We start from the raw sequence: 25,991 nt of genomic DNA on the forward strand, positions 1-25,991 counted from the left end.
CGCCCAATGAAAAAGAAGAACTACATAGGAAGAAAAAATAATGAGTGAAAAACTATGGGGCGGCCGGTTTGTCGAATCCACGGATAAGCTGATGGAGTCTTTTAATGCCTCCATAGACGTGGATAAACGCCTCTATGAGAGCGACATAAAAGGTAGCCAGGCCCACCTTGAAATGATGGAAAAACAGGGCATTATCTCATCAGAAGATGCCGAGATTCTAGTCAAGGGTCTGGATACGGTAAAGACCCGGATTGATAACAACGAAATGCCATTCACCGATGCCCTGGAAGACATCCACATGCATGTGGAGGAGAATTTAGGCGATGTCTGTGGGGCTGTGGCCAAGAAACTTCATACGGGCAGAAGCCGTAATGACCAAGTGGCGCTGGATGTGCGCATTTATCTTAAGGCAGAGACCTTAAATCTTATCCAGATGCTCAAAGATTTCCAGACCGCTTTGGTGACCCTTGCCGATGCCAACAGAAAAACGGTGATGCCCGGATATACCCATATGCAACGGGCCCAGCCCGTATTGTTTGCCCATCACATGCTGGCATATTACCAGATGTTCAAGCGGGATAAGGCCCGTTTGGAGGATTCCCTGGATCGTCTGGATGTGATGCCCCTTGGCTCAGCTGCCCTGGCCGGCACCACCTTCCCCATTGACCGGGAATATACCTGCCAGGTTCTAGGCTTTTCCCGGGTATCGGAAAACTCCATGGACGCTGTGTCTGATCGTGATTTTATTATGGAATTTATTTCCCATGCGTCCATCTGCATGATTCATCTGTCCCGGCTGTCCGAGGAACTGATTTTATGGTCCACGTCGGAATTTGCCTTTATCACTATTTCCGATGCCTTTACCACTGGCTCTTCAATCATGCCCCAGAAAAAAAATCCGGATGCGTGCGAACTTGTCAGGGGTAAAACAGGGCGTGTGGTGGGCAATCTGATGGCTATTTTAACCACCATGAAATCGTTGCCCATGGCTTATAATAAGGACATGCAGGAAGATAAGGAACCCTTGTTCGATACCGTTGATACCTTAAAAATATGTCTTGATGTGTATACCCGTATGTTTGCGCATATTGATGTACATAAGGACCGGATGCGCACTGCCTGCATGACAGGGTTTTTAAATGCAACGGATTTTGCCGATTACCTGGTCAATAAGGGTGTTGCCTTTAGAACGGCCCATGGTATTGCCGGCAAGGCCGTAAGTTTTGCCCTGGATCAGGGTAAGGAGCTGGGCGATTTAAGTCTTGAAGAGATGCATTCCTTCAGTGAGCTTATTGAAACGGATATTTATGATTTCATCAGCCTGGATGCCGTTGTGGCCCGGCGCAACTCCTATGGTGGGACCGGATTTGACAACGTATCTGCGGCCGTGGATGCGGCAAAAAAGGAGATTGGCATTTGAACCGGATATTTCAGCGTGTATTGTCATGTCTTCTTTTTGCTTTGTTGAGCGCAGGCATGCTTTTTATGGCTCCGGGATGCGGTAAAAAAGGACCGCCCGTGCTCCCGACCAAGGCCGGTGATATCCCTGCTGCCCCCACCGGCCTGAAATATACGCTCAATGGTCGTGATTTGACCCTTACATGGACCTGTGCATCTTTGCAGAATCAGGAACACGGGCCAAAGGTGGAAGGGTTTGAGGTGTTCATGGCTACTAAACCCCTGGATGGTTGCCAAGGATGCCCGTTTATGTTCAAATCCCTGGGCGTGGTTTCCATGCCCCGGAAAAGCTTTGTGTACACCCTTGACCAGGACCTTCATTATTATTTCAGGGTTCGGACCCTGGGGCATGACAACATAAAAAGTAAGGTATCGGACACCCTTTATATTGAATTGCCCTGATTCCTTACCCCTGACACCTGCATTTTTAAGTATCGGCGCCAATGTGGGAAATAAGCTTGCCAACATTGGCCGGGCCCTCAGGCGTCTTGGGGTAACAGAAGGTATATTTGTAGAGGCGCTGTCAAAATTTTATAAGACAGCGCCCCAGAACTATACGGATCAGGACTGGTTTGTGAATGCAGCCATTAAAATCAACACGGCGTATTCTCCAGAACAGCTTTTAGAGGTGCTACAAGCCATTGAAAAAGAACAGGACCGGGACGGCAAACCCTTCCGCTTTGGTCCGCGCAAGATTGATCTGGATATTATTTTTTACGGCCAAAAGGTGATGAGCACAGCGACTCTTGTGCTTCCCCATCCCAGAATGCATGAACGCGCCTTTGTATTAAAACCCCTTTGCGACATAGATAAAAATCTGGTTCACCCGGTAAGCGGCCTGACCGTGGGTGAACTGTTTGAACAAATTAAAACAGATGAAAGCCAGGCCGTCATTGCCCTGGCTAAGGAGGAGACCCGTGAAATTTTTTATTGATACAGCCAATATTGAACAGATCAAGGATGCCAATGATATGGGCATGGTGGATGGTGTGACCACCAATCCGTCCCTGATTGCCAAAGAAGATGGTGAGTTCAAAGATATTATTGCACAGATCTGCAACATTGTTGATGGTCCTGTTAGCGCAGAAGTGATCAGCCTGGAGTATGAGGGGATGGTCTCCGAAGCCCGGGAACTTGTAAAAATTGCCGATAACATTGCCGTGAAGATTCCCATGACCGTAGAAGGGCTGAAAGCGGTTAAAACATTATCTGCCGAAGGCATTAACACCAATGTGACTCTGGTTTTTTCAGCGCTCCAGGCTCTTATGGCGGCTAAAGCCGGCGCAACCTATGTCTCTCCCTTTGTGGGACGCATTGACGACCTGGCCCAGGAAGGCATGGGGCTCATCGAAGAAATTGTCCAAATTTTTACCAATTATGATTTTGATACCCAGATCATTGTGGCATCCGTGAGAAGCCAGCTTCATGTTCTGCAGTCCGCCTTGATGGGGGCGGATATTGCCACCATCCCCTATGGCGTGCTTAAAAAACTGGCCGCACATCATATGACCGACAAGGGCATTGAGTCCTTCCTCTCAGACTGGAGCAAAAAGAATAAATAGCAGCCGTATTGCTGAAAAAATAAGGATGTTGTTAAAATTTTATTGACAAAAGCAGCACATCCCTCTATAAATACTTCCTGTTGATGAGCGGGAATAACTCAGTGGTAGAGTGCGACCTTGCCAAGGTCGAAGTCGCGGGTTCAAATCCCGTTTCCCGCTCCACAAGGCGGCTTGGCCAAGTGGTAAGGCGACGGCCTGCAAAGCCGTTATTCTCCAGTTCAAATCTGGAAGCCGCCTCCAACCCAAATTTTAAGGGCTTAGAAGATCTTCTTTCTTCTGAGCCCTTTTTTTATTTGGGCTCTCCTTAAGTGGTGGTCTGGAAAAAGACTCCAGGTCACCCGTCTTAACTTCTTTCTTTATTACATTACGCTCTATTATAAAATTTTTTTTATGGAGAGTGAACTTATTTTTAAAAAAAGGTAACCGCTAAAAACAAAAAAACCTCATCGGTAGCAGCCGATGAGGTCCTTCTGTAGAAGCTTGTATCTTCTAAATTGAATAATCTCAATTTAGAGGATAACTCAAAAAAAGAGTTTTGTCAAGCGATCGGTGGAGTGTTTTGTTTTTTCGGTTAGAAAGGGGAATGTTGAATAATCTCACAATTTCGCATGGTTATGCGACCGATCTTGATTTATGGTTTGGGAAAATCGAAAGAAAAGATGGTGGAAAAATGACTGCAGGAATCGAAAAAACTTTTAAGGCGATGGTAAGATGCGCAGTTGGTAAAGACCATACATTCGTGAATATGGGAACATTAGCCAACCGGACAAATGTCTGCCATCGAACCATTGAAAGACACGTCAAAATCCTTCAAGAAGCCGGGCTGATCAACTCTGTGAGAGAAGAAATTAACGGCTGGATGCAGACCGCCTATTATTTTCTTGCCCATCCTGTAATCATTAAATTCAGGGAATTAAGAGCTGGTAAAACAAACCCTCAGCAAAAACCGGATGAAACGCCCAAGCCGGATCAGCCGGAAGTGGCCTCGGAAATGGAGCCAGAATTTCCGGAATGTGGCGACCAGGAGACCATCCGGGAATGTCTTGCCCCGGATCAAAAAAATGTCGGCAATTTGTCGGATTATACCATAGATAGATTATATATAGATACTCCCTCTCTATCCCCCTCAGAATCCGTCATAAATCATGGCCGCCAGGAGCCTGCAACCTGGGCAAAAGTCAGAGAGTGTATCATCGAAAAAGACCAATTAAATTTGGCCGCTAAAATGCTTCCCTGCCTTGAGGCTACAATCGAGAAAGATAGTGTAATTCTGTCAGGGCCTAACGAAATAGCATTACAAAGAATCGAAAAACATTACGGTCAAACACTCAAAGATAATTTTTCTTTTTTTGGCGTTAAATCCCTTGTCTTTAAAGTCTTTTCGGAAGAACGCCAAAAGAAAAAAAATGAAGATCAAAAACTGCAGGATCAAATTCAACGGCAGCAGCAGAACGAACAGCAGGAAAGGATTCTGGCTGAAAAACAGCAGCAGGAAACTGAATTAAATAGTTTGCCCCTCAAGAAACAATTTGAAGTTCTTTTAAATCAATACCCCCGGAGAACCGGGAAATGGCAAGCCTGGATGAATTTTAAAAAACTTGTTCAGGCTGGAGAAATACCAAAAACATCAAAACTTTTACAAATCATTGAAAAAAACAAGATGTCCCAGGGCTGGCAACGAGATAATGGCCGCTGGATACCGGGACTATCAAAGTTTTTGAAAGAAAGACGATGGTTAGATGAAATTAATACTTAGCACAGAAAACACCGGCACGGAAAGCCAGGATCAGGTTATAGAACTGGCAATTATTGACGCAGATACAGCCCAGATACTTTTTAATCAACGGTTCAAACCATCTGTTTTTATAAAGGACCAGGCTGCAGCTGTACACGGCATTACCCTTGGTGCCCTGGCACATATCAAGACCTGGGCAGATTACCATGATCATATTCTTGAGATCATTAAAAGTGCAGAATCGATAATGACCTATAACGCCGATTTTGACTTCAGGTTAATGCGGCAGACTGCAGAGGCGTTTGATCGTGTCTGGCCGCAACTTATCCCGCCATGCCGGGATTTAAGGGCAGCATATGCTGATATAGCTCAGATTGAATTCAACGAATATTACGGTACCTGGAAATGGCAAAAATTAGAAGTGGCCTGTCGGCAGCAGGGTATTGATGTGTCTGACATCAAAACGCACAATGCGCTTGATGACTGCAGGGCAACACAACGGCTGTATAAAAAATTGCAAGGGGCTTTTGACGCATATTGGAAACCGTTTGTTAAACCTCAGTCCACTAAGTATGAAGAATTTAAAGAAAATATAGAAGAAATATCACAGCTGTTTTCTCAAGGCTTATCCATAAGTCATATTCATCAAAAACTTATTCAGGACGGTAAAATAACCTTGTCGTACACGCATTTTACCAAATTTTTTAAAGACTATACAGAAACTTATGTGTCTTTAGCCGAGTTGCCCGCGCCCAGGCTTACGCCGAAAACAGGACCTAAATCAGCCCAAGACAGAGAAATTGAGTTCCAAGCCAACAAGCATGAAATTATTGTGCTTTTAAACAAGGGGTACTCCAAGGCCCGAATTCATAGAATGCTTAAGAAGCAAGGTAAATGGAATACCAGTTATGCCAATTTCACAGAAATCTGCCGCCAGTATAACGTCAGAAAACACCATAAACTCGATATAAACAAGGCTTTAAAATGAATTTAAAACCGACATGTAAAAGTCAATATTTGGCAGTCCACAGTGAAGCCAGGCAGCTGCTGGACCAGGGTTACACGAAAAAAACAGTTTTTGATTATTTTGTGGCCCAGAAAAAAATCACAATGTCATACAAAGCCTGGGTGAAAATTGTTGATAACTACGACCAGAAATCACCGTTCTCTCGAAAAAAGAAAACTTCAACAGCTCGAAAAACCATAGGGCAAAGTTTGGGTTCAAAAAAGGGAAAGTTCAGCCATTCAAATGATCCGTACCCAACTGAAGATACAACTGACTCTATTGTGGAAGAAAAAGAAAATGAAAAACCGTTTAACCTCATTCAAAAGGGTAAATAATACATTGTTATTATTAAATATAATCAACGGGCGTAAAATTGAGCCCGTTAAACACAGGTAGTGATCTGACAATTTTAAAGCGTTACTTTTTGGGGAGTTTAACGATGGATATGGAAATAGGAAAACAAGACGTCAACATTACAGAGACAAACGGGAAACTGATGGTACCGTCGGTAATGGTGGCAGAGCATTTTAAAAAGAGACATGACAACATTATCCGAACAATTAAAAGCCTTGAGATACCACAGAATTTTCGACTCCTCAATTTTGAGGAGTCCTCATATATTAACGAACAAAACAAAACACAGCCAGCAATGAACATGACCCGTGATGGTTTTGTTCTGTTAGTTATGGGGTTCACAGGCAAGAGAGCTATGGAGTGGAAACTCAAATATATTGAGGCATTCAACGCCATGGAAAAGGCCCAAAAAGACAAATTATATTTAAAAGCCACGTTACAAATACCAATAGACAGTGATCTGACAGTTTTATTGCCCACCGGCGAGTTCGGCATTTCAAGCTGGAAACTGGCCCGGGAAATAGACCAGCCCCACAATGCCCTTGCAACAAAAATCCATTTTTTGGATATTCCTGCTGCATTCAAGGCAGAAAATTTTATCCCAATGGGCCATGTGGCAGATCACGGCCCAAGAGAGGATGGTTACGGGATCACCTTGGCCGGTCTTGGCATGATGGGGCATCTCTTTCGCAGCCAGGTAGCCAAGGCAGCTCAATTAAAAGGGTATGAACAGTTAAAGGCTGTTAACGCCCAAAAAACCCAGGTGGAGACTTTCCAGGTACAGCCAGTTCAAAATGTTACCCCCCGGTTCCAGCGGGCTAATGTTACTGAAAAAAAAATGCTTGCGCTCAAAGGTTTAATTTCCATTTGGGCATGGATTGAAAATACCACTGCTGAAAAACTTGAAGCTGAATTATGTGCCTACATGCAGATAACAAACCTGAAAGGCATCACAACGTCGAGTTATGAAAATGCCATGGAATACATTTGGTCAGGCATGAACATGCTGCAGAATGATTTTATAGACCTTTGTGCTGAGGAAGAATTACAGCCTTTAAGGGGCTTGTTTGATTTTATGGCCTATTACGATGACAGAATAAATTATGAATCTTTGTTTAATAATTTCAAAAAAACTCACCAATTTGAAGATTTCACCAAAGTTTCCAAAAAGGATTTTCAAAAAATCATAATGTTAGCCTGGGGCACCATGTATGCCATGTGTCTCGGTGATAAATCCGGATGCTGCAAAGCAAGCTGCATCCATAACCAATTAAAAGGATAAAAAATGGCAGCTATAAATATGATCCTGCAAGGTAAGGGCGGTGTTGGGAAAAGTTTTACAGCCAGTCTGTTAAGTCAGTATTTGCTTGATAGAGATCAGTTGGTCGGATGTTTTGATGCTGATCCGGTTAATGCAACCCTGACAGCTTATGCATCATTAAAAGCAACAAAAATCGAAATCATGGAAGGAGATTCCATCAACAGCCGGCTGTTTGACACCATGATAGAAAAATTACTTCAGTTGCCGGATAAAGCTTTCGCTGTCATTGACAGCGGCGCCAGCACATTTGTTCCCCTGGCTGCTTACATGTCAGAAAACAATGTTGCCGATTTCCTGAAAGACAGCGGCCACAACCTTACGCTGCATACCTTGATCACCGGCGGTCAGGCCGAAGGTGATACCATCCAGGGCCTTGCATCCTTGATGGAAGGTTTTCCGGACACCCCTATAACAGTATGGGTAAATCCTTTCTTCGGTCAAATTGAATTTAAAAACCACAAACTGGAAAAGGCCAACCGGGATCAGGGCGGCACCACCATTATTTTGCCGACGTATAAAAAAGAAACCTTTGGCTATGATTTAGAGCTGATGCTCAAATCTCGCCTGACATTTGCCCAGGCAATCAATTCCGGCAAATTCAACGTCATGGCTAAACAGCGGCTTAAAATAGCCAGGGATGAAATCTGGAGCATCATGGATGAATCCGGCTTGATCATTGATGCCCAGGAACAGCAGGAATGAAAAACAAAATCCAGGCAGAAATAGCCAAAAGGCACAAAATGACAGTCTGTGACAATGATCCGATCTGGATCGTTGCAACTGTGTGTGAACTTATGGCCGAAGAATATTCACAAAAACTGTCTGACCAGCAAGATCTTTTTGCAGAAAAATTCAAAGAAAAAATCAAGGAGGTGAACAAAAAAACAAACACGCTGAATATAGTGATCGCCGTGCTTCTCGGCATCATTATAGGTCTGTCAATTCAACTGATTATTTAAAGAGGAGTTTTAGAAATGAAGAAATACTTACCGTTACTTGCGCCAGCCTTTCTTTTTTTTGGCGTTATCACCTTTGTTGATTCTGCTTTTGCATCAACAATTTCAGAGTTTGAAACACCGGCAGAAACCTTGATGGAAACCTTACGCGGGCCGTGGGCCAAATCAGTTGCCATACTGATGATCCTAGCGGCTGCTTTTGTGATGTGGTTCAAAAAAGACGATTTGGACGGAATGACAAAAGGTTTTCTTGTTGTTGTCTGCATCATATCCGTGCTGGCCCTGGCAGAACCGATCATTGATACGCTGTTCACATTCGGCAGCGGCGCATTAATATAGGAGCATTATTATAATGCGAAGGATAGCAATACATCGTTCATTACATCGTTCAGACCTGATCATGGGCATAGAGCGGGATTTGCTTTTCCCGATTGGTATAGCCGCTGGCGTGCTGATTGTATCCAGCGGCAACCGCCCCTGGCAGATATTGATAGGTCTGATAATTCTGTCGGGTGGGTTTGCCTTGGCCAGGAAAGCAAATAAAAAAGAGCCGATTCTTTCAAAGGTTTTCCGGCAGCATGTCCAGCACAAGAAATTTTACCCGGCCAAAGACAGCCCAAAGTTACCTCATAAATCTATTCATTACGATGCCATGAGCAGAAAAGAAAAGGGCCTGCAAAGTCTTTTGCAGTATGCTGTGATGGCAGATAATGGGATTATTCTTTGTAAAAACGGTTCGTTCCTGGTGGGCTATGAAATAACAACCAGGGACACAGACAGTTCGACTGATACAGACCTTGAGAACTTCTCCACTTCTATATCCGCATCTTTAAAAAATTTAGGCGATGGTTTCACCCTGCACTTTGACTGTATCCGGAGCCCGGAAGATTATTATCCTGATAAAAATGAAAATCATTTCCCTGACAAAATCACCAGAGCCATTGATAATGAAAGAAGGATATATTTCAAAAAAGGTAAGCATTTTCGCACAACTCATTATCTTTTTATCACCTGGAAGCCGGATATATCAGCGCAGAAAATGGATTCCTTTTTATATACAGAAGAAAAGGATGAACGCCAGAGAACAAAAGGGGATGATGCCGGTGTTAAGGCGTTAAAAACTTTTCAAAATAACCTGGTCGAAATAGAGGACAGGCTTTTGTTGTCTTTTCAGCTTCGGCAACTCAAGGATATATACCTCCAAAATGGCATATATTCAGAAATTCTGGAAATTATCAACTTTATTATCACGGGGGAACGCCACAAAATAAAATTGCCGAAAATCCCTATGTATCTTGATTATCTTTTATCCTCCCAAGATGTCACGGGCGGCATAGTCCCGAAAATCGCGGATAAATATATAAGTGTCGTTGCCATTGACGGTTTTCCGGCAGAATCTTACCCAATGATGCTGTCTGGTTTAGACAGTTTATCCATACCGTACCGGTTTAACACCCGTTATATCTGTATGGATCAATGGACAGCCTTGCAGCAGATAGAAAATTACAGGAAGAGCTGGTCTCAAAAAATAATTGGTTTCTTTGACAAGCTTTTCAATAACGCCAAAGCAAAACCAAACAAAGATGCCGCCTTGATGGCCGGAGATGCGGAGGAAGCATATTTAATTAATCAATCCGGATTTGTGGGGTTCGGTTATTTTTCCGGCAACATCATTCTGCTAAATGAAGATAAAGAGTTGTTGCAGACGCAAACCAGGGACATCCGTAAAGTGGTTTTATCCCAAGGCTTTTCTGCCCGGGTAGAAACCCTGAACGCCCTGGAAGGCTGGCTTGGAACCCACCCGGCAAACAATTATTCTAACCTGCGCCGCATTATTTTGCACAGTCTGAATCTTGCTGACATTTTACCGTTGTCAACAATATATGCGGGATTTGCGACAGCCCCATGTCCTTTTTATCCACCAGGATCACCGCCGCTTATGTATGCTGCCACGGATGGATCAACCCCTTTCCGGCTGAACCTGCATGTAGGGGATTTAGGCCACACTCTGATTTTTGGCCCCACTGGTGCTGGTAAATCTGTTTTGCTGGCCATGATAGCCGCTCAGTTCCGGAGGTATAAGGATGCGTGTATTTTTGCATTTGATAAGGGATTGTCAATGTTTTCCCTGGTCACTGCTGCAGGCGGCACCCATTATCACATTGCCGGTGATGACAGCTCGCTTGCTTTTTGCCCTTTAAAATATATTGATACTGATGCTGAACAGGCATGGGCTGAAGATTGGATAACCACCCTGGTCACCCTGCAGAAAGTTGATATCAAACCCGAACACCGAACAGCTATACATGACGCTGTTACACAAATCAGAAACTCTCCGGGTCAGCATCGCACATTAAGCAACCTGTATCATTATATCCAGCACCAGGAACTCAAAGAGGCGATCCAGCATTATACAAACCAGGGAGCCATGGGCAAGCTCCTTGATGCCCCTGCCGATTCCATGACCCTGGAAAATTATACAGTGTTTGAAATCGAAGATTTAATGAATCTTGGCGAAGAAAACTTAATCCCGGTGCTTTTGTATATTTTTCACCGCATAGAGAAAGCATTTAAAGGGCAGCCAAGCATACTGATCCTGGACGAAGCCTGGATCATGCTGGGGCATCCTGTTTTTCAGCAAAAAATACGAGAGTGGTTAAAAGTACTCAGAAAGGCCAATTGTGCTGTTGTCCTTGCCACCCAAAGTCTTTCTGATGCCAAAAATTCAGGTCTTTTAGATGTGCTGTCGGAAAGCTGCCCAACCAAAATATTTTTACCAAACCAGGATGCAGAGAAAGACACTCAACAAGGACTCTACCACGGCCTGGGCCTCAATTCCACCCAGGTTAAAATCATCGCACAGGCCCGGCCAAAACGTGAATATTACGTGACCTCTTCACAGGGTAGCCGCCTGATCAACTTATCTTTATCCCCCCTGGCCCTGTCATTTGCCGGAGTATCGGGCAAAGGAGATATTGCCGCAATTAAGAATTTAATAAATGAGTACGGCCCTGAATGGCCGACACAATGGCTGCATGCCAGAAGTATTGAAATACCTCAAAATTTAAGGAGCTTAAAATGAGAAAAAAAATTCAAACTGCAATGATATTGCTAACTTTTATTACCTTTATCAATGTGTCAATGGCCGGTATCCCTGTTACATGCATTAATTGTTCAACCATGTTCACGCAGCTTTTAGAATATGTCAAAGATATTGAACAGTTAATGGAAGCAGTAAAGAGATATGAACAGTTGGTAAAACAAACTGAGAACATGGTTAAAAACACGATAAATTTACCCTCTAATTTAAAATCAAATCTTGAATCTCAAATCATGACAGCGGTTGACAACGTGACCCGTTTGAAATCGTACAAGGCTGATATGGATGCACTTTATAAAATTTTTACTGAGACCTGGCCGGAATTACGGGACTTAAAAATTGATGACGTATTAATGCAAGATCGTATTGAAATGCAGTTAGATCAATTTTCAAAGGCCTCTGAGAAAATTGATAATGTTTTACAGTCTAATTTTCAGCTTACCGGCCAGCAGTTACAAGACCTCCAGGATTCAGGGGATTTCGATGATTACTTGGACAATCTTCTTTCGAGCAAAACCGGCAGACAGCAGGCAATTGAAGCCGGCAACCAGATCAACGCCCTCACCGTCAATGAAATGAGACAGACAAGGGCCTTGCTGGCTAATTATGTTCAGGCTCAGACTGCGGCTTTGGCTCAAGAACACAATGCTACAAAGTTAAAGGATGCTGATTTGCAGCAGGAAATGGAAATTGGGGTGGACCGAACAGATGCACTTATCATTCCATAAATCATGGAGTGATAACCGCGTCAGCTCTATCTATCCCCACTTTTTTCTCTTGTGCTTCGATTTTTTTCCACTCGGGCTCAGCGTCACCGGATACACTGATATAAACGCCAATACTGATACTAATGGCGATAACAATGGAGATGGTAAGAATGATCAAATTTTTAGACATAAAAATAACTCCTGTTAAAATTTGTCTTTATTTTTTGATAATAGCAAGTTCTTTGATTATTTTCAATAATTCAGCAATGGCTGATATTAATCAGACAGTTATCGAAAAAATTGTACAAGGATACAAAGATGTAGGTTTCACTTGGGGCGACAACGTCAAAAGCCACGCTTTATGGTTACTGAAATGGCTACTCGTTATTCAGCTTGTTGTAATGGCCGTAAAGCTCGGGTTCAAACAATCCACATTGCAAGACGTTGTTGAAGACCTTGTAATGACGGCAATTTTTGGCGGTATATTTTGGGCTCTCATCATAAAGGGTCAGGCCTGGGGTCTTGATTTAATTCAAGGTATGCTGAAAATGGCTCAAGATGTTGCGGGCGGCGGTTCTCCGCCAGGTGAGGCATTTTTTTCAAAAGTCTTCACCGATGCTCTCAAGGTTGCAGATAACATGATGTATTCGTGGAATCCTATGTTAGTCCCTGCCATTTGTCTATGTTCAATCTGCAGTGCCGTCTGTGGTGCTTTTATCTACGGCATGTATTTGGTGATTCTCTGTGAGTCCTACATAGCCTTTAATCTCGGCATTTTTATTTTAGGCTTTGGCGGTATGAGATACACCAGAGGCTTTGCCACAGGTTTTTTAAAGTACGCCCTGAGCGTCGGCCTTAAATTATTCGTAATCCGGTGTCTGCTATATATCCTGGGTTCATTCCTGGCAGATATGGTGCTGTTCACCTTCAAAAGTTTTACAGAAACACTTGTTATCACAGCCTGTTTTTTTATTCTGGCGTTTCTCATCAAAGTATTGCCCGACACAATAGCCAAAATGGTCACACTGCACAGCGGCAGCAGTGCCGGAGCTATTACCGGAGCCATGGCAGCAGGTGCAGGTATGGCGGCGGGTGCCGCCTCCATGGGCGTCGGTGCCGCTGCCGGTGCTGCCGGTGGCGGCGGCATGGCCGGAGCATTCAGTGGAGCCAGGGGCGGCGCACTGAGTGCTCTAGAAAAAATAGCAGAAGCAGTAAAACCCAAAGAGGATAAATAAATGTCAAAAGAAATTCAAAACCATTATCTCGCCGGTCGGCAGGCCTGGGCTGAAGTGTTCGGATCTTTCATCCAGGAAAGAAACCTTTGGCGGTTGGTAGCCCTGCTTGTTTCGATTGTCGCTATTCTGCTTGGAGCAGGAAATATCATACAGCTAAGGCAACAAAAAGTGATCCCGTACATGGTTGAGGTTGATCGGGCCGGGCGGATCAGCGGCGGACAGATGGCTAAAAAGCTTGAGACCAGCCAGGAAATGATTCAATACAGCCTGGGCCAGTTTATCACGGCCTGGCGGACAGTCACGGCTGACATCGCCCTTCAGGAAAAATATGTAAAACAAACAAGTTTTACGTCAATTGGTGCTGCAAAAAAAATACTGGCTAAATGGTATACAGACAACAATCCATACATTTCGAGCGAAGAAAAATTGGTAGAAGTGCGGATTATGGCCCTGCCTCTTTATGTCAGCGGCGAAACCTGGCTGATCGAATGGACAGAAATAGAGCGCACACATAAAGGTGTTGAGCGCTCCCGGACAACCTATCAAGCAAACCTTATCATCAAGCGTAAGCTTCCTGAAACACAGCAAGAAATCATCAATAATGCCAGCGGCATATATGTGTCAGAAATCAGCCACAGCAAAAAAATACAATAGGAGGTTAAAACATGAAAAAACTTCTAACAATCGCAATGGCAATATTCTTTGCAGGCTTGGCAACATGCCGGGCTGCGGATTTCGTAAGCCCCGTATCAGCCAAATTGGACAGCAAAGAAAAAAAATCTTTAGCCCTGCAGTCAAGATGGCAAAAAAACACCCTGGACCCGATCACCACCAGGAACGGCATGACCTGTTTTGTTTATGGCCATTCAAATCCAACTATCATTGTTACCCCATATAAAGTGGCTGATTTGGAACTGCAGCCCGGAGAATTGATCAATTCCATGGTCCTGGGCGATAACGCGCGATGGTACGCAGAAATCGTATTTTCCGGCAGCGGCGATATCAGCACCAGCCACGTTGTTTTCAAAGCCCTGGATTCCGGGCTCACCACCACAGCCGTGATCACCACTGACAGGCGGGTTTATCATATCAATTTCAAATCCGACCGCAGAAAACACATGCTGTACACAGGCTTTATTTACCCCGAAGATCATATCGCAATCACCAAAGCGGCCCGGGAAAAAAAAATCAAAGAAAAAGAGAAAAGGACCACCGCTGAGGGCTTTGATATGGCCAAGTTAAATTTTGATTATGAAATATCCGGGGATGCCGGGTGGAAACCGCTGCAGGTTTTTGACAACGGCGTTAAAACGTATATCAAGCTGCCCAAACTGCAGGAGATGCCCATGTTCATGGTTAAAACCACTGCGGGTAAAGGTCTTGTAAACTACCGGGTAAAAAACAACTGCTTTATTGTGGACCGGATTTTTGACCAAGCCTATTTAATCGTCGGTGTGGGCAAGGATAAGGAAGAATTAACCCTGACCAGGCTGGAGGCGAAACAATGAAAAAGCTAATCAGACTGATCCTTCTTTTTTTTATGGCGTTAAACTGTTTTTCCTGCGCCCACCTTTCCCCTAAAGGATCATGGGTATTAATTGATTCTGAGCCGCCGTTACTGCTTTGTGATGTAATCATCAGCCGCCTGATCCTGCAATATCCACCGGCAAAAACCACGATAACGCTTCTTAAAAGCGGCAATAAAACCTTTGATCAACTGATTGAAAAACAGGCCAGACGGGCTGGTTATATAATCAGCCCGTCCCAAAGCGCTGTCAAAATAAGCTATGTCATTGACGTATTATCACAAAACCCCGGCACTGGGTATTTTCATCTTAAAAGCAGTGACGGATTCAGTTTCAGCCAGATGTTCCGCCTGCCTGGATATAACCTGGCAGACACCTATACCCAAATTGAGGTTAAAAAATGAGCGCACCACGAGGGCTGAAAAGGCCAGGCGTAATGACAACCGTATTGAGCAAAAAGCCTATCTTAGTGCTGTTTCTGTTCATTGCCATCATTGTATTGCTGCTGCTTTTTTCAATATTTGATGACGGCAAAAGAAAAAATAAGAACAGCGGCCAGGATCAGGAGACCCTGTTGATAGAACCCCAGCAGTCATCAGTCTCCACAGATGAAGAAGGGCTTAATCTTCCTAAAGCCCCTAAAGAACGCAAGGGCCTTGCGTCTGAAACCGATATGAACACCCAGGGGGAAAAGGGGGATCAAAAGGCACTTGAACCTATTGAGGTTGTACGCGCTAACTCCCCTCCCCAGGACCCTGTAAAAGCCGCCCTGGACAAGCAGCGGCAAAAACAGCTTGTAACGGTACTGCAGTACCGATTCGAAAAACAACGCCAGGCGTTGGAGTCCAACCCGGTTGTTTACAAAAAAAATGCCTCAATGATTATTGGCACCTCTGCCGGTGTTTCTGACCAAACCGGCCAGCAATCGGGATCTTCAGCAAGATTGCTGGCGTTAAACAGTGAGCTTGCAAACGCCAAAGCAAGTCTTGGCCTTGGGGGTGCCGGTTCACAATCCACAGCATCGGTAACAACGAAAACCGGTTTATCCATATCTGCAAATCAAACCGGAAGCAATGATGATTCAATGTGGGATAACGGTTATTCCATGGATCAGGATACCAATGCCTTATCCATTAAAACCGGGTCCATTATCCCTGTGGTGCTGATCACAGGGATTGATTCAACTTTGCCCGGCTATATCAGCGGCCAGGTTAGTCAAAATGTATGGGATACCGCAACCGGCTATAACCTGCTCATCCCCCAGGGCACCAAAGTCTTTGGCCAATATCAGAACAATATTATTATGGGCCAGGAAAGGGTATTCGTCGCCTGGCAGCGGTTAATATTTCCTGATGGCCGGGCAATGACCTTGAAGGATATGCCTGGCGGGGACCAGCTGGGTTACGCCGGTCTGGAAGACAAGGTCAATAATCACTATTTCAGGATTTACGGCCATGCCCTGCTTATGAGTCTTGTCACCGGCGGCACCGCTTATGCCATGAACACCCTGGACAGCGATAACAGCGACGAAACAACAACGCTCAATGAATTCATGGGAACGGCCTTTGCCGACCAGATGGGGCGAACAACCATGGGACTGCTTGAAAAACACATGAATATGTCCCCCACTTTAACCATTCGGCCCGGTTATCGCCTGAACATCATAGCAGTTAAAGATTTAGAGTTCAGCGAACCGTATGAAGGCAAATTATGAAAGTTGATAAAAAATCCTGGCAACAAGGCTATGAGGCAGGGCTCCGGCAGCAGGAATCCCAACCGGAGAACACAGATGTCTTAAGCTGGCATGCCGGGTTTCTTGAAGGGCAGGAAGAGACCGAAATGAAAATCAAAACCCACAGGGAACAATCAAGGAGAAAGAAATCATGAGACTTTTCATAGCAGAAAAACCATCCCTTGGCCGGGCCATTGCCGCAGGCTTGGGGGATGCCGAAAAAAGGAACGGCTATATAGAATGCGGCCAAAATGTCGTTACCTGGTGCTTTGGCCATCTGTTGGAGATGGATAAACCCGAAGAATACGACGAAAAGTACAGAACCTGGAAAAAAGAAGATCTGCCTATTTTACCCAATTCCTTTAATGCCTCGGTCAGAAAAGAGTCTGCAGCACAGCTGAAAATCATAGGCAAGCTGCTTCAGGATGCTGAACGCGTCGTCAACGCAGGTGATCCGGACAGGGAAGGTCAGTTGCTTGTTGACGAGGTGCTGGAATACCACAACTATGCCGGTTCTTGCGAACGTATCTGGCTTGCCGCTCTGGATGACAAATCAGTCAAAAAAGCCCTGTCATCCATGACCGACAACAATGACTACATTGGCCTGCGTGATGCGGCCCGGGCCAGATCACAGGCAGACTGGCTGGTGGGCATAAACTGCACCCGGGCCATGACCCTTATAGGCCGTGATGCCGGAAGCCATGGCGTGTTATCCCTTGGCCGGGTCCAGACCCCCACCCTTGCCCTGGTGGTCAACCGGGATCTGGTTATTGAAAACTTCAAACCCCACCCGTATTTCACCCTTCATGTTGAAATTCTACATGAAACCGGTAGGTTTACCGGTACTTTTCAGCCGCTTGACACACAAAAGGGACTGGATGACCAGGGCCGCTTAATCAACCCTGATGAAGCCTTTCGAATCAAAAAAGAGGTAAGTGGGCAGACTGGAAAGGTTATAGAGTCCGTTACAGAAAAGAAAAAAAAGAATCCGCCATTACCCCATTGCCTGTCCTCTTTACAGAAAGCAGCATCGTCAAAACTTGGCATGGGAGCAAAACAGGTGCTTGATGCGGCCCAGGCTCTTTATGAAAAAAAGCTGACCACGTACCCCCGTTCTGATTGCCGGTATCTGCCGGAAGAACAATTTGATGAAGCAGGCAGTGTACTTGCAGTCCTGGCAAGTTTGCCCGGACTTGAACAAGTTGCTGAAAATACGGACAGCTCTATCAAAAGCGCGGCATACAATACGAAAAAAGTAACTGCCCACCATGCCATTATTCCCACAGGTGAAACGCCCTCAAACCTATCAGGTGATGAATCTGCCCTCTATCACATGATTGCCCAAAGCTTTTGCATCCAGTTCTATGCAGCCATGGAGTTTGAAGCGCAGAAAATTTTGACCGGCATAAATAACACGGTTTGGAAATCAACAGGCAGAAAGATATTGAATCCTGGTTGGACCGCTTTCATCAAAGAAGAAAAATCAGACGCTGAAAAAGCTGAAAAAAACGAGGAACAAGACTTACCTATCGTCCATGAGGGCGACGGTATAACCGCGGCTGATGTTGAAATTAAATCCAAAAAAACCAAGCCGCCTGCAAGGTTTACAGAAGGTATGCTCATTGAAGCCATGGCAAATATTCATCGGTTTATTGAAAATACCGACGCCAAAAAGACATTAAAAGAAAATGAAGGCATCGGGACCGAAGCGACCAGGGCCGGGATCATAGAAACATTAAAAGCCCGGCACCTGCTTGCACTCCAGAAAAAAAACATCACTTCCACTGATCTTGGCCGGCAGCTGGTCAAAATGGCCCCTGAAGTCCTCACTGATCCTGTGACAACGGCACAATGGGAATCCAGATTATCAGCCATCGCTGACGGTAAAGAAAGCCTGTCCGGGTTTATGACAGATCAAACCATCCAGGTCCCGGAACTTATCAAAGCAATATTTGCCCTTCAATTAGACCCTTTGCCGGGAACCCATCTTTGCCCGGAATGCGGCCAGCCTTTACGCAGGCAAAAAAGCAAAAAAGGGTCGTGGTATTGGGGATGTTTTAACCAGCAAGGGCATGCAAAGCCTGTATTTCTCAATGATAAAAACGGCAAGCCGGATTTAACGCCAAAGAAAAAAATAGAAGTATCAAAACACAAGTGCCAGGCCTGCGGCAAACCGCTTGTGAAAAGGGAATCAAAGAAAAAAGGCAAAGGAGGCAAGAAAAATTATTGGTGGGGATGTTCCGGCTTCCCTGAATGCAGGCAAACGTATTTTGACGATAACGGCAAACCCCAGTTCAAAGATAAAAAAGGAGAATAACAATGGATTTTGAATACTTTGCAATCAAGCGCAACATGACTGTCGATGAGTACATAGCCTGGCTGAAAAGGCAGCTTGATATTCTTGATTTTGATTCTGACGATATCCCGGGAGATGTTGCCGAATATGCGGAAGAATCCTTTGGCCTCATAAAAATTTCTGCAGAAGAATTAGCCAGAATGCAAAAAGCACAGTTAGAGGGCGAGGGGGTTGAATTATGAGTAAATATCAAGACAAATTAAATGAATTCGGTCAAAACGTTCTTGACGTGATTGAAACCGGCAGAGCACCATGGCAGAAATCCTGGAAGGAAGGCGAGCTGCTTGAAATCCCTAAAAACGCAACCACAGATAATAGTTACAGGGGCGTTAATCTTATTAACCTGGCTATGAGTGGATACAATGACCCCCGGTGGTTGACATTCGTTCAGGCCAAAAAAATGGATTGCAAAATCAGGAAGGGTGAAAAATCCCGGGCTGGGTTTTATTATTCGCCGTCTCGTTTCGAAAAAGAACTTGAGAACGGCAAGCCTGTTCTTGACGATAACGGCAAAGAAAAAATGGTGACAGTTGATAAACCAGTTTTTCGAACTTTTGCATTGTTTAATGCAACTCAGGTGGAAGGCATGGAGCCATACAAACAGCCTGAACCATCTTGGAAGCCGGAAGAAAAAGCAGAGAAACTTTTAAATGCTTCCCGCATGACAATTGTGGAAAGTCAGCTTGACCAGGCGTTTTATCGTCCGGCAACTCATACAATAGAAACCCCGCCCAAAGCCCAATTTAGCGACAAATCAAAATATTATGCAACAATATTTCATGAATTAGGACACGCTACAGGGCACCCCTCCATGCTGAATCGGGATAAAGACACTAAAAGCACAGAAGGAAAGGCAAAAGAAGAATTACGCGCGGAAATTTCGGCCTGGCTTGTCTGCACTCAAATTGGCATTGGTTATACGCCTCAAGAACAGGACAATAATAAAAATTATGTTGCTGGCTGGTTATCCGCCCTGAAAGATAAAGACCGGGCCAAAGAACTTGGTTTTGCAATGAAAGATGCCGAAAAAATTGCGGATTATATACTTGCCCTGGATAAAGGTAAAGATCAGGTTTTAACTGACCAGCAGTCCATAGACCAAGAACCAGAAAAAAATCATTATATCATTGTTGATGAATCTTTTGTTGGTATCAGCGACAAAGAAACCTTAGTTGATCCATGGGGTGATGAAGTTGCGAAATTTGATAATCCCGAAACCGCTTTAAAAGCCGCTATCTCTGCTAAAGCCAATATGGAAGGCTTAGAGGATGATGAATTATCAGTTTATAGAATGAATGAATTTGGTGAATCGACAGGGCCGCTTGTATCCACAAGTTTACCTATTCACATGAAAGCGATGTGGGAAATGAAAATTAAAACGCCCTTTCCGGAACATTTTTTAGGCAGAAAGATGGGTCTTGATTTAGAGAAAGGTAAAACAACAAAAATAGAAGCCGATGCCCCCAAAGAGCCAAGTCTTTTAGTAACAAAGGAAGCGGATAAATTACAGGCTAAAGCCGACCAATACCGTGCTGATCAAAAAGATTTATTTTCGTATACAGAAAAGATAACTGTGGCAATGAGCAATCCCGATTTGTTTGATGATTTAATGCCCAACCACTATAAAAGTGATCCGTTATCAGCTTATAACAACGAACTGGATGATACTCAGCGTGAAATAGTAACATATCTGAAAAAGATCACTTTTTCCTTTGAAAAGCCCGAACATTTCCCGTCCCCCCAGGAGCCGGTCCCTTTAAGTGAATCTGAAAAAAAAGAACTGTTGGATACCATTGCCCCGCATCTATCCCAGAATTCGCAAGTCGTGCTTGATGGAGAGAAGCGTCGGGGAGAAAGAGAACCCGAATCCAAAATGTATATCAACGTGCCGTATTCAGAGAAAGATGAAGCAAAGGCCCTGGGTGCAAAATGGGACAAACAGGAAAAATCCTGGTTTCTCGAACCAGGAACCGACCAGGCCCCTTTTAAAAAATGGCTCGAACCTGCCCGGGAAAACCGTTTTGATATGAATAAAGTATTTGCTCAATTCCAGGATCAGGCATCCAGGCTCGGCCTGAAAATTGACAGCCCCCAGGCGGACGGCAAGCTGCACCGTGTAGCGGTTGAAGGAGATAAGGGCGGCAAAAAATCCGGTGCATATACGCTTTATCCTGACGGCAGGCCTGCAGGGTTTATTCAGAACCACAAAACCGGGGAAAAAGCCAATTTCAAATATGAAGGCGAAATCGGAAAAACTGTCATTCCATCAAAAAATAAACAAGCACGGACAGCCGAGCTGAAGGAGGATTACGCCGCCGCAGCTAAAAAAGCCTTTGGCATTTACATCAATGCCGATAAAACCACGGATCACCCCTATCTTACGGATAAAAAAATCAATGGAGACAAAAAATACCGGGTTGATAAAAACAACCGGCTCATTATCCCTGCCAAAAACCTTAAAACAAACAAAATCGAATCCCTGCAGTTTATAGGCGAGGATGGGCAAAAGCAGTTTCTAACCGGCGGGAAAAAATCAGGAAACGCATATACCATAGGCGAATTCGACGAACAAAAACCCATACTGCTGGCTGAAGGCTTTGCAACCGGAAAGACCATTAATGATGTGAGCCACCTTCCGGCGGTGGTCTGTTTTGATGCAAACAACCTTGAAAAGGTTGCCAAACAGATCCGGGAATTGATGCCCTCTGCTGAGTTGTTCATTTGTGCTGATAATGACCACGCCAAAAAAAATAATGTGGGGGTTCAAAAAGCGCAAAAAGCGGCTAAAGCTGTTGGCGCTAAAGTCATTATCCCAAAATTTACGGATGAATCAAAAAAGCTTGGGTACACGGATTTCAATGACCTGGCCAAGTGCAAGATGGGTAAGAGCCGGGTTCAAAGCCAGTTGAAATCCCAAATCCAATATCTCTCCAAAAACAAAGGCATAGGGCTTGAACGATGAAAAAACAAGAATACGGCCTTAAGCAGGCCAAGGCAAAAGAAAGCAGGTATGCCCTGCTCTTCCCGGTTTGTTTTTTCTTGTGGGCCTTTGCCTTTATGAGTTACTCCACCCAAACCGTAGCCAGGGCGTTAAGATACCATCCTGACCTGGGCAGGCCGGTGTTTGATACCTATTACCTGCCCTGGAAGGTGTTTGAATGGAATAAATACATAACAGACACCCCGGTGGGTGATAAGGTTGACTTGATCTTCGGTGTTTTTATTCTCAGCACGGTCTTCGGCTTTTTCCTGATTCTCAGGAAAAAGCCGAAAGGCAATTTAAATCTGCACGGCACTGCCACCTGGGCAAAGAAAAAGGATTTGGCCGCCATGGGACTTGATGCCAAAGACGGCGTATATGTCGGCGGCTTTCCATTGGCCAGGGGAACCAAATACCTGATCCATAACGGTCCGGAACATATTTTAGCATTTGCGCCAACCCGATCCGGTAAAGGTGTGGGCCTGGTTATCCCCTCGTTGCTTGCCTGGATAGGCTCAAGCGTAACCCTGGATATTAAGGGTGAAAATTACGCTTTAACGGCAGGATATCGGGCTAAAGAATTAAGCCATAAAATTCTTAAGTTTGATCCTGCCGATGAAACCTTTTCTTTTGCTAAATGGAATCCTTTGGCAGAAGTGCGGATTAATACAAATCATGCCATTGCGGATGCCCAGAATATTGCACAGATGATCTGTGACCCGGACGGCAAGGGCATGAAAGATTATTTCACCCAGGCCGGGTATGCTTTGCTGACCGGGCTGATTTTGCATGTCATTGTATCAAAGCAGGGCGCCACCCTTGCCGATGTCGTGGCAGAAATCACAAAAAGCGACAATGAGGGGGATGTAAAAAACCTGCTTTATGCAATGATAGACAAAGAACACGCACAAATCTTGAAAAAACGGTATCCGGACATGGATATTGATCTGGCAGACAACATACAATCCACAATTGACAGTTATGCCGGTGAAGCTGTAATCAAAGCCGACCGTGAACTGTCCGGAGTTGTATCAACCGCTGTTACCAACCTTTCTTTGTACCGTGACCCCATTGTCGCAAAAAACACCTCTGAGTCTGATTTTTTCATTTCAGATATCATGAACGCTGAAACCCCTGTTGATTTATACCTGGTTGTCTCCCCTGCCAACCTGGACAGATTAAGGCCGCTGCTGCGTGTATTTTTTAATTTGGCGTTAAGAAAATTCACCCAGAAAATGGAGTTTGAAAACGGGCAGGCCGTGGTTTGCTATAAACACAGGTTGCTGCTTATGCTGGATGAGTTTACCAGCCTGGGAAAATTGGAAATCATGCAAAAGGCCCTGGCGTTTATGGCCGGTTACGGGGTGAAGGCTTATATCATTGTCCAGGATTTATCCCAGCTGCAGGAAGCGTATACCCGGGACGAATCAATTACATCAAATTGCCATGTCAGAATTGCATATGCACCCAACAAGATAGAAACCGCAAAGCTGTTGTCGGACATGACCGGGAAAACCACCGTGGTTGACAAGAAAACCAGTGTTTCCGGCAAGCGGTTAGGCGGCATGGGCAATGCCTCGGTGTCTGTCAGCGAAGTTGCAAGGCCGCTGCTCACACCAGATGAATGCATGAGGCTGAGAGGCCCGGTCAAAGACGAAAAAGGGGGCATCAAAACTCCCGGCGATATGCTTATATTCGTTGCTGGTTACAACACGGTGTACGGTCAGCAGATACTGTATTTCTTAGATCCTGTCTTCCAGAAGCGGGTTAAAATCCCGCCGCCCGGCAGCATTGATCTTTTCAAACTCAAAGAGGTCTCGAAGAATGACATATAAAAGCAAAATAATAAAAATCATGCTGCCCTGCAGTCTCTTTTTCGCGGCCTGTTTTTTTATATCTCAATACTGTTATATCAATGCATCCGCCAGCCTGCCCATAGGCATATATTTAAAAACCTCCCGGGCAATTGTCAACGGTTCCTTTGTTGTTTTTCATCCCACTGCTGCACAACAGCCTCTTGTATCAAAGTACGTTAAAAATACCCCTTTAATGAAACGTGTGGCTGCTTTACCAGGGCAGGCATACCAATTGCCCCCGGCCTCGGATACAGACAGCAAAGACCGGGCGATTACAGCGTTTGAACCCAAAACAGGCATTGTGCCTGCCAATCATCTGGTTGTGGTTGGCAACACAAAATTTTCATTGGACAGCAGGTATATAGGCTTTGTGCCCCAATCCTCAATAATTGATACGATAACCCCTCTTTGGGTTTTTTGTCTCTGAGAAAATATTGGAAAGGAGTGAAAATGAGCGTTGTTTTGGACAGTTTGAAGCATAATTTAGGCCCTATTGTTACCCAGGCCCTGGATGATGATAACGTGATTGAAATTATGCTCAATCCTGACGGCAAGCTATGGCTCGATACGTTTGACAAGGGAATGGTGGAAGTATCCGCCATTCCTGCATCATCTGCTGCCGGAATACTGAGCCAGGTTGCGTCCATGCTTGGAGCCGTCGTTACAAAGGATTCTCCCGTTGTTGAAGGTGAGTTGCCCCTGGACGGCAGCCGGTTTGAGGGGTTGTTCCCTCCGGTTGTGACTAATCCCTCTTTCACAATCCGCAAAAAGGCCATCAGAATATTTACCCTGGATAATTACGTGCGGTCCGGAACCATGTCTTTGGATCAGCAGCAAATTATCTGCGATGCCATTGCAAACAAAAAAAACATCCTGGTGGTGGGCGGAACGGGTTCCGGTAAAACAACCCTGACAAATGCCATTCTTGCACAATTGGCAGATATTGCCGGCGATGAACGGCTTGTTATTATCGAAGACACCAGCGAACTGCAGTGCCTGTCAAAAAATAAGGTGATGTTGCGTACAAACCAGAACACCAATATGCAGCATCTTCTTAAAACCACCATGAGGCTTCGGCCAGACAGAATCGTTGTGGGTGAAGTAAGAGGCGGTGAAGCCCTTGACCTTTTAAAGGCATGGAATACCGGCCACCCCGGTGGCGTGTGTACCGTCCATGCCAATTCCTGTGCCGGGGGACTGGTCCGGCTGCAGCAGCTCATTGCCGAAGTTGTGCCGAACCCCATGGATGATTTAATCCAGGAGGCAGTTGATTTGGTAATTTTTATCAAACGAACCAAAGAAGGCCGAAAAATTAAGGACATAGCCGAAATAGGAAACGATTATGGGATTCAATCGGAAATACAAAAATTAAGGATTTTAAAATGAAAAAGTTTTCAGCAACAATTACGATTTTTCTTTTTTGGATAGTTTTTTTAGGAGAAACGCCTCTCTCATGGGGAGATGATGAATTAACAAATGAACAGAAATTGGCTTGCGAATCTATTTTATGCTTGTCTTCGGGCGACAGGCCGGACGAATGTGACCCTGCTTTAAATTATTTTTTCAGCATCAAAAAAAAGAAATTATCCGACACCAGGGACGCCCGGAAATCTTTTTTGAAAAAATGTCCTGATTCAAATGCAGATGGGATGTCCAGCTTGATCAACGTCCTCGTTGATTACAATTGTTCTTCCTGCACTGTTGAACAGTTAAATAAAAATCTTGTCAAAGTGGTCATTTCAACGGGACGTAATTTTAGTTCTATTTCCAACCACTCTTCCGGTTATACGGTAATGGCAGTTGATCCTGAATTACCGGCATATTGTTTAAAGTATTATGCCGCCATGAACAGTAATCAATACACCGCTTACTCACAATATTCACAATCACAACCAGTCTATATAGGTTCCAATATAGGCAGAAAGGTCAAAGATGACGACGGCAATGAATATTATTTAATCTATGCAAAGTCAAGAAGCGAACAAGCTCAGATCGCGGAGGCAATATCACAAAACCATTGGGAATGGGCCGATTAACCAGGTAACACCATCAGAAATAATGGTGCTGGCAAGCACCGTTGTTCCTGATGGTGCTTTTAATAAAAAAC

At 44.6% G+C, this 25,991-nt stretch carries 27 protein-coding genes and 2 tRNA genes; 28 read left to right on the forward strand and 1 reads right to left on the reverse strand.

Annotation, left to right across the window (positions count from 1 at the left end; genetic code table 11):
* Positions 1 to 40 precede the first annotated feature (40 nt).
* From argH to trbJ, 15 genes are all read left to right on the forward strand, one after another.
* Positions 41 to 1,420, forward strand: a complete 1,380-nt coding sequence (argH, locus tag EYB58_RS11555) for an argininosuccinate lyase (protein ID WP_111953027.1) — start codon at positions 41 to 43, stop codon at positions 1,418 to 1,420.
* Positions 1,417 to 1,860, forward strand: a complete 444-nt coding sequence (locus EYB58_RS11560; RefSeq protein ID WP_111953029.1) for a hypothetical protein — start codon at positions 1,417 to 1,419, stop codon at positions 1,858 to 1,860. Before argH ends, EYB58_RS11560 begins: the two co-directional genes overlap by 4 nt.
* The gene (folK, locus tag EYB58_RS11565; protein WP_111953031.1) at positions 1,847 to 2,392 is read left to right on the forward strand and encodes a 2-amino-4-hydroxy-6-hydroxymethyldihydropteridine diphosphokinase; all 546 of its coding nucleotides are present in this window, start codon (positions 1,847 to 1,849) and stop codon (positions 2,390 to 2,392) included. The genes EYB58_RS11560 and folK overlap by 14 nt, the downstream gene beginning before the upstream one ends.
* Positions 2,376 to 3,020 carry a fructose-6-phosphate aldolase gene (gene fsa / locus EYB58_RS11570; RefSeq protein ID WP_111953033.1) on the forward strand — a complete coding sequence of 215 codons (645 nt, stop codon included), beginning with the start codon at positions 2,376 to 2,378 and terminating at the stop codon, positions 3,018 to 3,020. The genes folK and fsa overlap by 17 nt, the downstream gene beginning before the upstream one ends.
* A gap of 87 nt (positions 3,021 to 3,107) precedes the next feature.
* Positions 3,108 to 3,182, forward strand: a tRNA-Gly gene (locus EYB58_RS11575).
* Between the two features lie 3 nt (positions 3,183 to 3,185).
* Positions 3,186 to 3,260 (forward strand) — tRNA-Cys (locus EYB58_RS11580).
* Positions 3,261 to 3,690: 430 nt separating this feature from the next.
* Positions 3,691 to 4,776, forward strand: coding sequence for a helix-turn-helix domain-containing protein (locus tag EYB58_RS11585; protein WP_111953199.1), 1,086 nt, complete (start codon positions 3,691 to 3,693; stop codon positions 4,774 to 4,776).
* The gene (locus EYB58_RS11590; protein ID WP_111953035.1) at positions 4,760 to 5,743 is read left to right on the forward strand and encodes a 3'-5' exonuclease; all 984 of its coding nucleotides are present in this window, start codon (positions 4,760 to 4,762) and stop codon (positions 5,741 to 5,743) included. The genes EYB58_RS11585 and EYB58_RS11590 overlap by 17 nt, the downstream gene beginning before the upstream one ends.
* Positions 5,740 to 6,096, forward strand: a complete 357-nt coding sequence (locus EYB58_RS11595) for a TraK family protein (protein WP_111953038.1) — start codon at positions 5,740 to 5,742, stop codon at positions 6,094 to 6,096. The genes EYB58_RS11590 and EYB58_RS11595 overlap by 4 nt, the downstream gene beginning before the upstream one ends.
* Before the next feature lie 104 nt (positions 6,097 to 6,200).
* Positions 6,201 to 7,397, forward strand: coding sequence for a Rha family transcriptional regulator (locus tag EYB58_RS11600; RefSeq protein WP_111953040.1), 1,197 nt, complete (start codon positions 6,201 to 6,203; stop codon positions 7,395 to 7,397).
* Between the two features lie 3 nt (positions 7,398 to 7,400).
* On the forward strand, positions 7,401 to 8,138 hold the full coding sequence (locus tag EYB58_RS11605) for a nucleotide-binding protein (protein WP_111953042.1): 738 nt from the start codon (positions 7,401 to 7,403) through the stop codon (positions 8,136 to 8,138).
* Positions 8,135 to 8,395 (forward strand): hypothetical protein, encoded by a 261-nt coding sequence (locus tag EYB58_RS11610; protein WP_111953044.1) that lies wholly within the window; start codon positions 8,135 to 8,137, stop codon positions 8,393 to 8,395. Before EYB58_RS11605 ends, EYB58_RS11610 begins: the two co-directional genes overlap by 4 nt.
* A 15-nt stretch (positions 8,396 to 8,410) precedes the next feature.
* Positions 8,411 to 8,731, forward strand: coding sequence for a TrbC/VirB2 family type IV secretion system protein (locus EYB58_RS11615; protein WP_111953046.1), 321 nt, complete (start codon positions 8,411 to 8,413; stop codon positions 8,729 to 8,731).
* Positions 8,732 to 8,744: 13 nt separating this feature from the next.
* Positions 8,745 to 11,474, forward strand: coding sequence for a VirB4 family type IV secretion/conjugal transfer ATPase (locus EYB58_RS11620; RefSeq protein WP_111953048.1), 2,730 nt, complete (start codon positions 8,745 to 8,747; stop codon positions 11,472 to 11,474).
* A complete protein-coding gene (trbJ, locus tag EYB58_RS11625) occupies positions 11,471 to 12,220 on the forward strand; it encodes a P-type conjugative transfer protein TrbJ (RefSeq protein WP_111953050.1) in 750 nt (249 codons plus the stop codon). The genes EYB58_RS11620 and trbJ overlap by 4 nt, the downstream gene beginning before the upstream one ends.
* Before the next feature lies 1 nt (position 12,221).
* On the opposite strand, the gene EYB58_RS23195 is transcribed toward trbJ, so the two are convergent.
* Entirely contained in the window at positions 12,222 to 12,389 is a 168-nt protein-coding gene (locus EYB58_RS23195) for a hypothetical protein (protein ID WP_165477763.1), read from the reverse strand.
* Here EYB58_RS23195 and trbL point away from each other — a divergent pair.
* From trbL to EYB58_RS11690, 13 genes are read left to right on the forward strand one after another with little or no spacing between them, the layout of a single operon-like run.
* The gene (gene trbL / locus EYB58_RS11630) at positions 12,370 to 13,434 is read left to right on the forward strand and encodes a P-type conjugative transfer protein TrbL (RefSeq protein ID WP_242637331.1); all 1,065 of its coding nucleotides are present in this window, start codon (positions 12,370 to 12,372) and stop codon (positions 13,432 to 13,434) included. The genes EYB58_RS23195 and trbL overlap by 20 nt on opposite strands.
* The gene (locus tag EYB58_RS11635; protein ID WP_111953052.1) at positions 13,435 to 14,088 is read left to right on the forward strand and encodes a VirB8 family type IV secretion system protein; all 654 of its coding nucleotides are present in this window, start codon (positions 13,435 to 13,437) and stop codon (positions 14,086 to 14,088) included.
* Positions 14,089 to 14,099: 11 nt separating this feature from the next.
* Positions 14,100 to 14,942 carry a P-type conjugative transfer protein TrbG gene (trbG, locus tag EYB58_RS11640; RefSeq protein ID WP_111953054.1) on the forward strand — a complete coding sequence of 281 codons (843 nt, stop codon included), beginning with the start codon at positions 14,100 to 14,102 and terminating at the stop codon, positions 14,940 to 14,942.
* Entirely contained in the window at positions 14,939 to 15,364 is a 426-nt protein-coding gene (locus tag EYB58_RS11645) for a conjugal transfer protein TrbH (RefSeq protein WP_111953056.1), read from the forward strand. Before trbG ends, EYB58_RS11645 begins: the two co-directional genes overlap by 4 nt.
* A complete protein-coding gene (locus EYB58_RS11650) occupies positions 15,361 to 16,674 on the forward strand; it encodes a TrbI/VirB10 family protein (protein WP_111953058.1) in 1,314 nt (437 codons plus the stop codon). The genes EYB58_RS11645 and EYB58_RS11650 overlap by 4 nt, the downstream gene beginning before the upstream one ends.
* On the forward strand, positions 16,671 to 16,847 hold the full coding sequence (locus EYB58_RS23200; protein WP_165477764.1) for a hypothetical protein: 177 nt from the start codon (positions 16,671 to 16,673) through the stop codon (positions 16,845 to 16,847). The genes EYB58_RS11650 and EYB58_RS23200 overlap by 4 nt, the downstream gene beginning before the upstream one ends.
* Entirely contained in the window at positions 16,844 to 19,009 is a 2,166-nt protein-coding gene (locus EYB58_RS11655; RefSeq protein WP_111953060.1) for a DNA topoisomerase 3, read from the forward strand. Before EYB58_RS23200 ends, EYB58_RS11655 begins: the two co-directional genes overlap by 4 nt.
* A gap of 2 nt (positions 19,010 to 19,011) precedes the next feature.
* Entirely contained in the window at positions 19,012 to 19,230 is a 219-nt protein-coding gene (locus tag EYB58_RS11660) for a hypothetical protein (RefSeq protein WP_111953062.1), read from the forward strand.
* A complete protein-coding gene (locus tag EYB58_RS23940) occupies positions 19,227 to 22,010 on the forward strand; it encodes a zincin-like metallopeptidase domain-containing protein (RefSeq protein ID WP_242637332.1) in 2,784 nt (927 codons plus the stop codon). Before EYB58_RS11660 ends, EYB58_RS23940 begins: the two co-directional genes overlap by 4 nt.
* Positions 22,007 to 23,863 (forward strand): type IV secretory system conjugative DNA transfer family protein, encoded by a 1,857-nt coding sequence (locus tag EYB58_RS11675; RefSeq protein ID WP_111953064.1) that lies wholly within the window; start codon positions 22,007 to 22,009, stop codon positions 23,861 to 23,863. The genes EYB58_RS23940 and EYB58_RS11675 overlap by 4 nt, the downstream gene beginning before the upstream one ends.
* Complete coding sequence (locus EYB58_RS11680; RefSeq protein WP_111953066.1) at positions 23,853 to 24,311, forward strand: S26 family signal peptidase; 459 nt, start codon at positions 23,853 to 23,855, stop codon at positions 24,309 to 24,311. The genes EYB58_RS11675 and EYB58_RS11680 overlap by 11 nt, the downstream gene beginning before the upstream one ends.
* Before the next feature lie 23 nt (positions 24,312 to 24,334).
* On the forward strand, positions 24,335 to 25,270 hold the full coding sequence (gene trbB, locus EYB58_RS11685) for a P-type conjugative transfer ATPase TrbB (protein ID WP_111953068.1): 936 nt from the start codon (positions 24,335 to 24,337) through the stop codon (positions 25,268 to 25,270).
* A complete protein-coding gene (locus EYB58_RS11690; protein WP_111953070.1) occupies positions 25,267 to 25,920 on the forward strand; it encodes a TrbM/KikA/MpfK family conjugal transfer protein in 654 nt (217 codons plus the stop codon). Before trbB ends, EYB58_RS11690 begins: the two co-directional genes overlap by 4 nt.
* Positions 25,921 to 25,991: the final 71 nt, after the last annotated feature.

The sequence above is a fragment of the Desulfobacter hydrogenophilus genome (genome assembly GCF_004319545.1).
Lineage (GTDB): Bacteria > Desulfobacterota > Desulfobacteria > Desulfobacterales > Desulfobacteraceae > Desulfobacter > Desulfobacter hydrogenophilus.

Bases quoted from the DNA above. Each gene is read 5' to 3' on its own strand.
- EYB58_RS11620 (WP_111953048.1), top strand. From the start codon at position 8,745: ATGCGAAGGATAGCAATACATCGTTCATTACATCGTTCAGACCTGATC.
- EYB58_RS23200 (WP_165477764.1), top strand. From the start codon at position 16,671: ATGAAAGTTGATAAAAAATCCTGGCAACAAGGCTATGAGGCAGGGCTC.
- trbB (WP_111953068.1), top strand. From the start codon at position 24,335: ATGAGCGTTGTTTTGGACAGTTTGAAGCATAATTTAGGCCCTATTGTT.
- EYB58_RS11690 (WP_111953070.1), top strand. From the start codon at position 25,267: ATGAAAAAGTTTTCAGCAACAATTACGATTTTTCTTTTTTGGATAGTT.
- argH (WP_111953027.1), top strand. From the start codon at position 41: ATGAGTGAAAAACTATGGGGCGGCCGGTTTGTCGAATCCACGGATAAG.
- EYB58_RS11610 (WP_111953044.1), top strand. From the start codon at position 8,135: ATGAAAAACAAAATCCAGGCAGAAATAGCCAAAAGGCACAAAATGACA.
- EYB58_RS11635 (WP_111953052.1), top strand. From the start codon at position 13,435: ATGTCAAAAGAAATTCAAAACCATTATCTCGCCGGTCGGCAGGCCTGG.
- EYB58_RS11600 (WP_111953040.1), top strand. From the start codon at position 6,201: ATGGATATGGAAATAGGAAAACAAGACGTCAACATTACAGAGACAAAC.
- EYB58_RS11675 (WP_111953064.1), top strand. From the start codon at position 22,007: ATGAAAAAACAAGAATACGGCCTTAAGCAGGCCAAGGCAAAAGAAAGC.
- EYB58_RS23195 (WP_165477763.1), bottom strand. From the start codon at position 12,389: ATGTCTAAAAATTTGATCATTCTTACCATCTCCATTGTTATCGCCATT.
- EYB58_RS11615 (WP_111953046.1), top strand. From the start codon at position 8,411: ATGAAGAAATACTTACCGTTACTTGCGCCAGCCTTTCTTTTTTTTGGC.
- EYB58_RS11585 (WP_111953199.1), top strand. From the start codon at position 3,691: ATGACTGCAGGAATCGAAAAAACTTTTAAGGCGATGGTAAGATGCGCA.
- trbG (WP_111953054.1), top strand. From the start codon at position 14,100: ATGAAAAAACTTCTAACAATCGCAATGGCAATATTCTTTGCAGGCTTG.
- EYB58_RS11680 (WP_111953066.1), top strand. From the start codon at position 23,853: ATGACATATAAAAGCAAAATAATAAAAATCATGCTGCCCTGCAGTCTC.
- EYB58_RS23940 (WP_242637332.1), top strand. From the start codon at position 19,227: ATGAGTAAATATCAAGACAAATTAAATGAATTCGGTCAAAACGTTCTT.
- trbJ (WP_111953050.1), top strand. From the start codon at position 11,471: ATGAGAAAAAAAATTCAAACTGCAATGATATTGCTAACTTTTATTACC.
- EYB58_RS11645 (WP_111953056.1), top strand. From the start codon at position 14,939: ATGAAAAAGCTAATCAGACTGATCCTTCTTTTTTTTATGGCGTTAAAC.
- EYB58_RS11590 (WP_111953035.1), top strand. From the start codon at position 4,760: ATGAAATTAATACTTAGCACAGAAAACACCGGCACGGAAAGCCAGGAT.
- EYB58_RS11605 (WP_111953042.1), top strand. From the start codon at position 7,401: ATGGCAGCTATAAATATGATCCTGCAAGGTAAGGGCGGTGTTGGGAAA.
- EYB58_RS11595 (WP_111953038.1), top strand. From the start codon at position 5,740: ATGAATTTAAAACCGACATGTAAAAGTCAATATTTGGCAGTCCACAGT.
- EYB58_RS11660 (WP_111953062.1), top strand. From the start codon at position 19,012: ATGGATTTTGAATACTTTGCAATCAAGCGCAACATGACTGTCGATGAG.
- EYB58_RS11650 (WP_111953058.1), top strand. From the start codon at position 15,361: ATGAGCGCACCACGAGGGCTGAAAAGGCCAGGCGTAATGACAACCGTA.
- EYB58_RS11655 (WP_111953060.1), top strand. From the start codon at position 16,844: ATGAGACTTTTCATAGCAGAAAAACCATCCCTTGGCCGGGCCATTGCC.
- trbL (WP_242637331.1), top strand. From the start codon at position 12,370: ATGATCAAATTTTTAGACATAAAAATAACTCCTGTTAAAATTTGTCTT.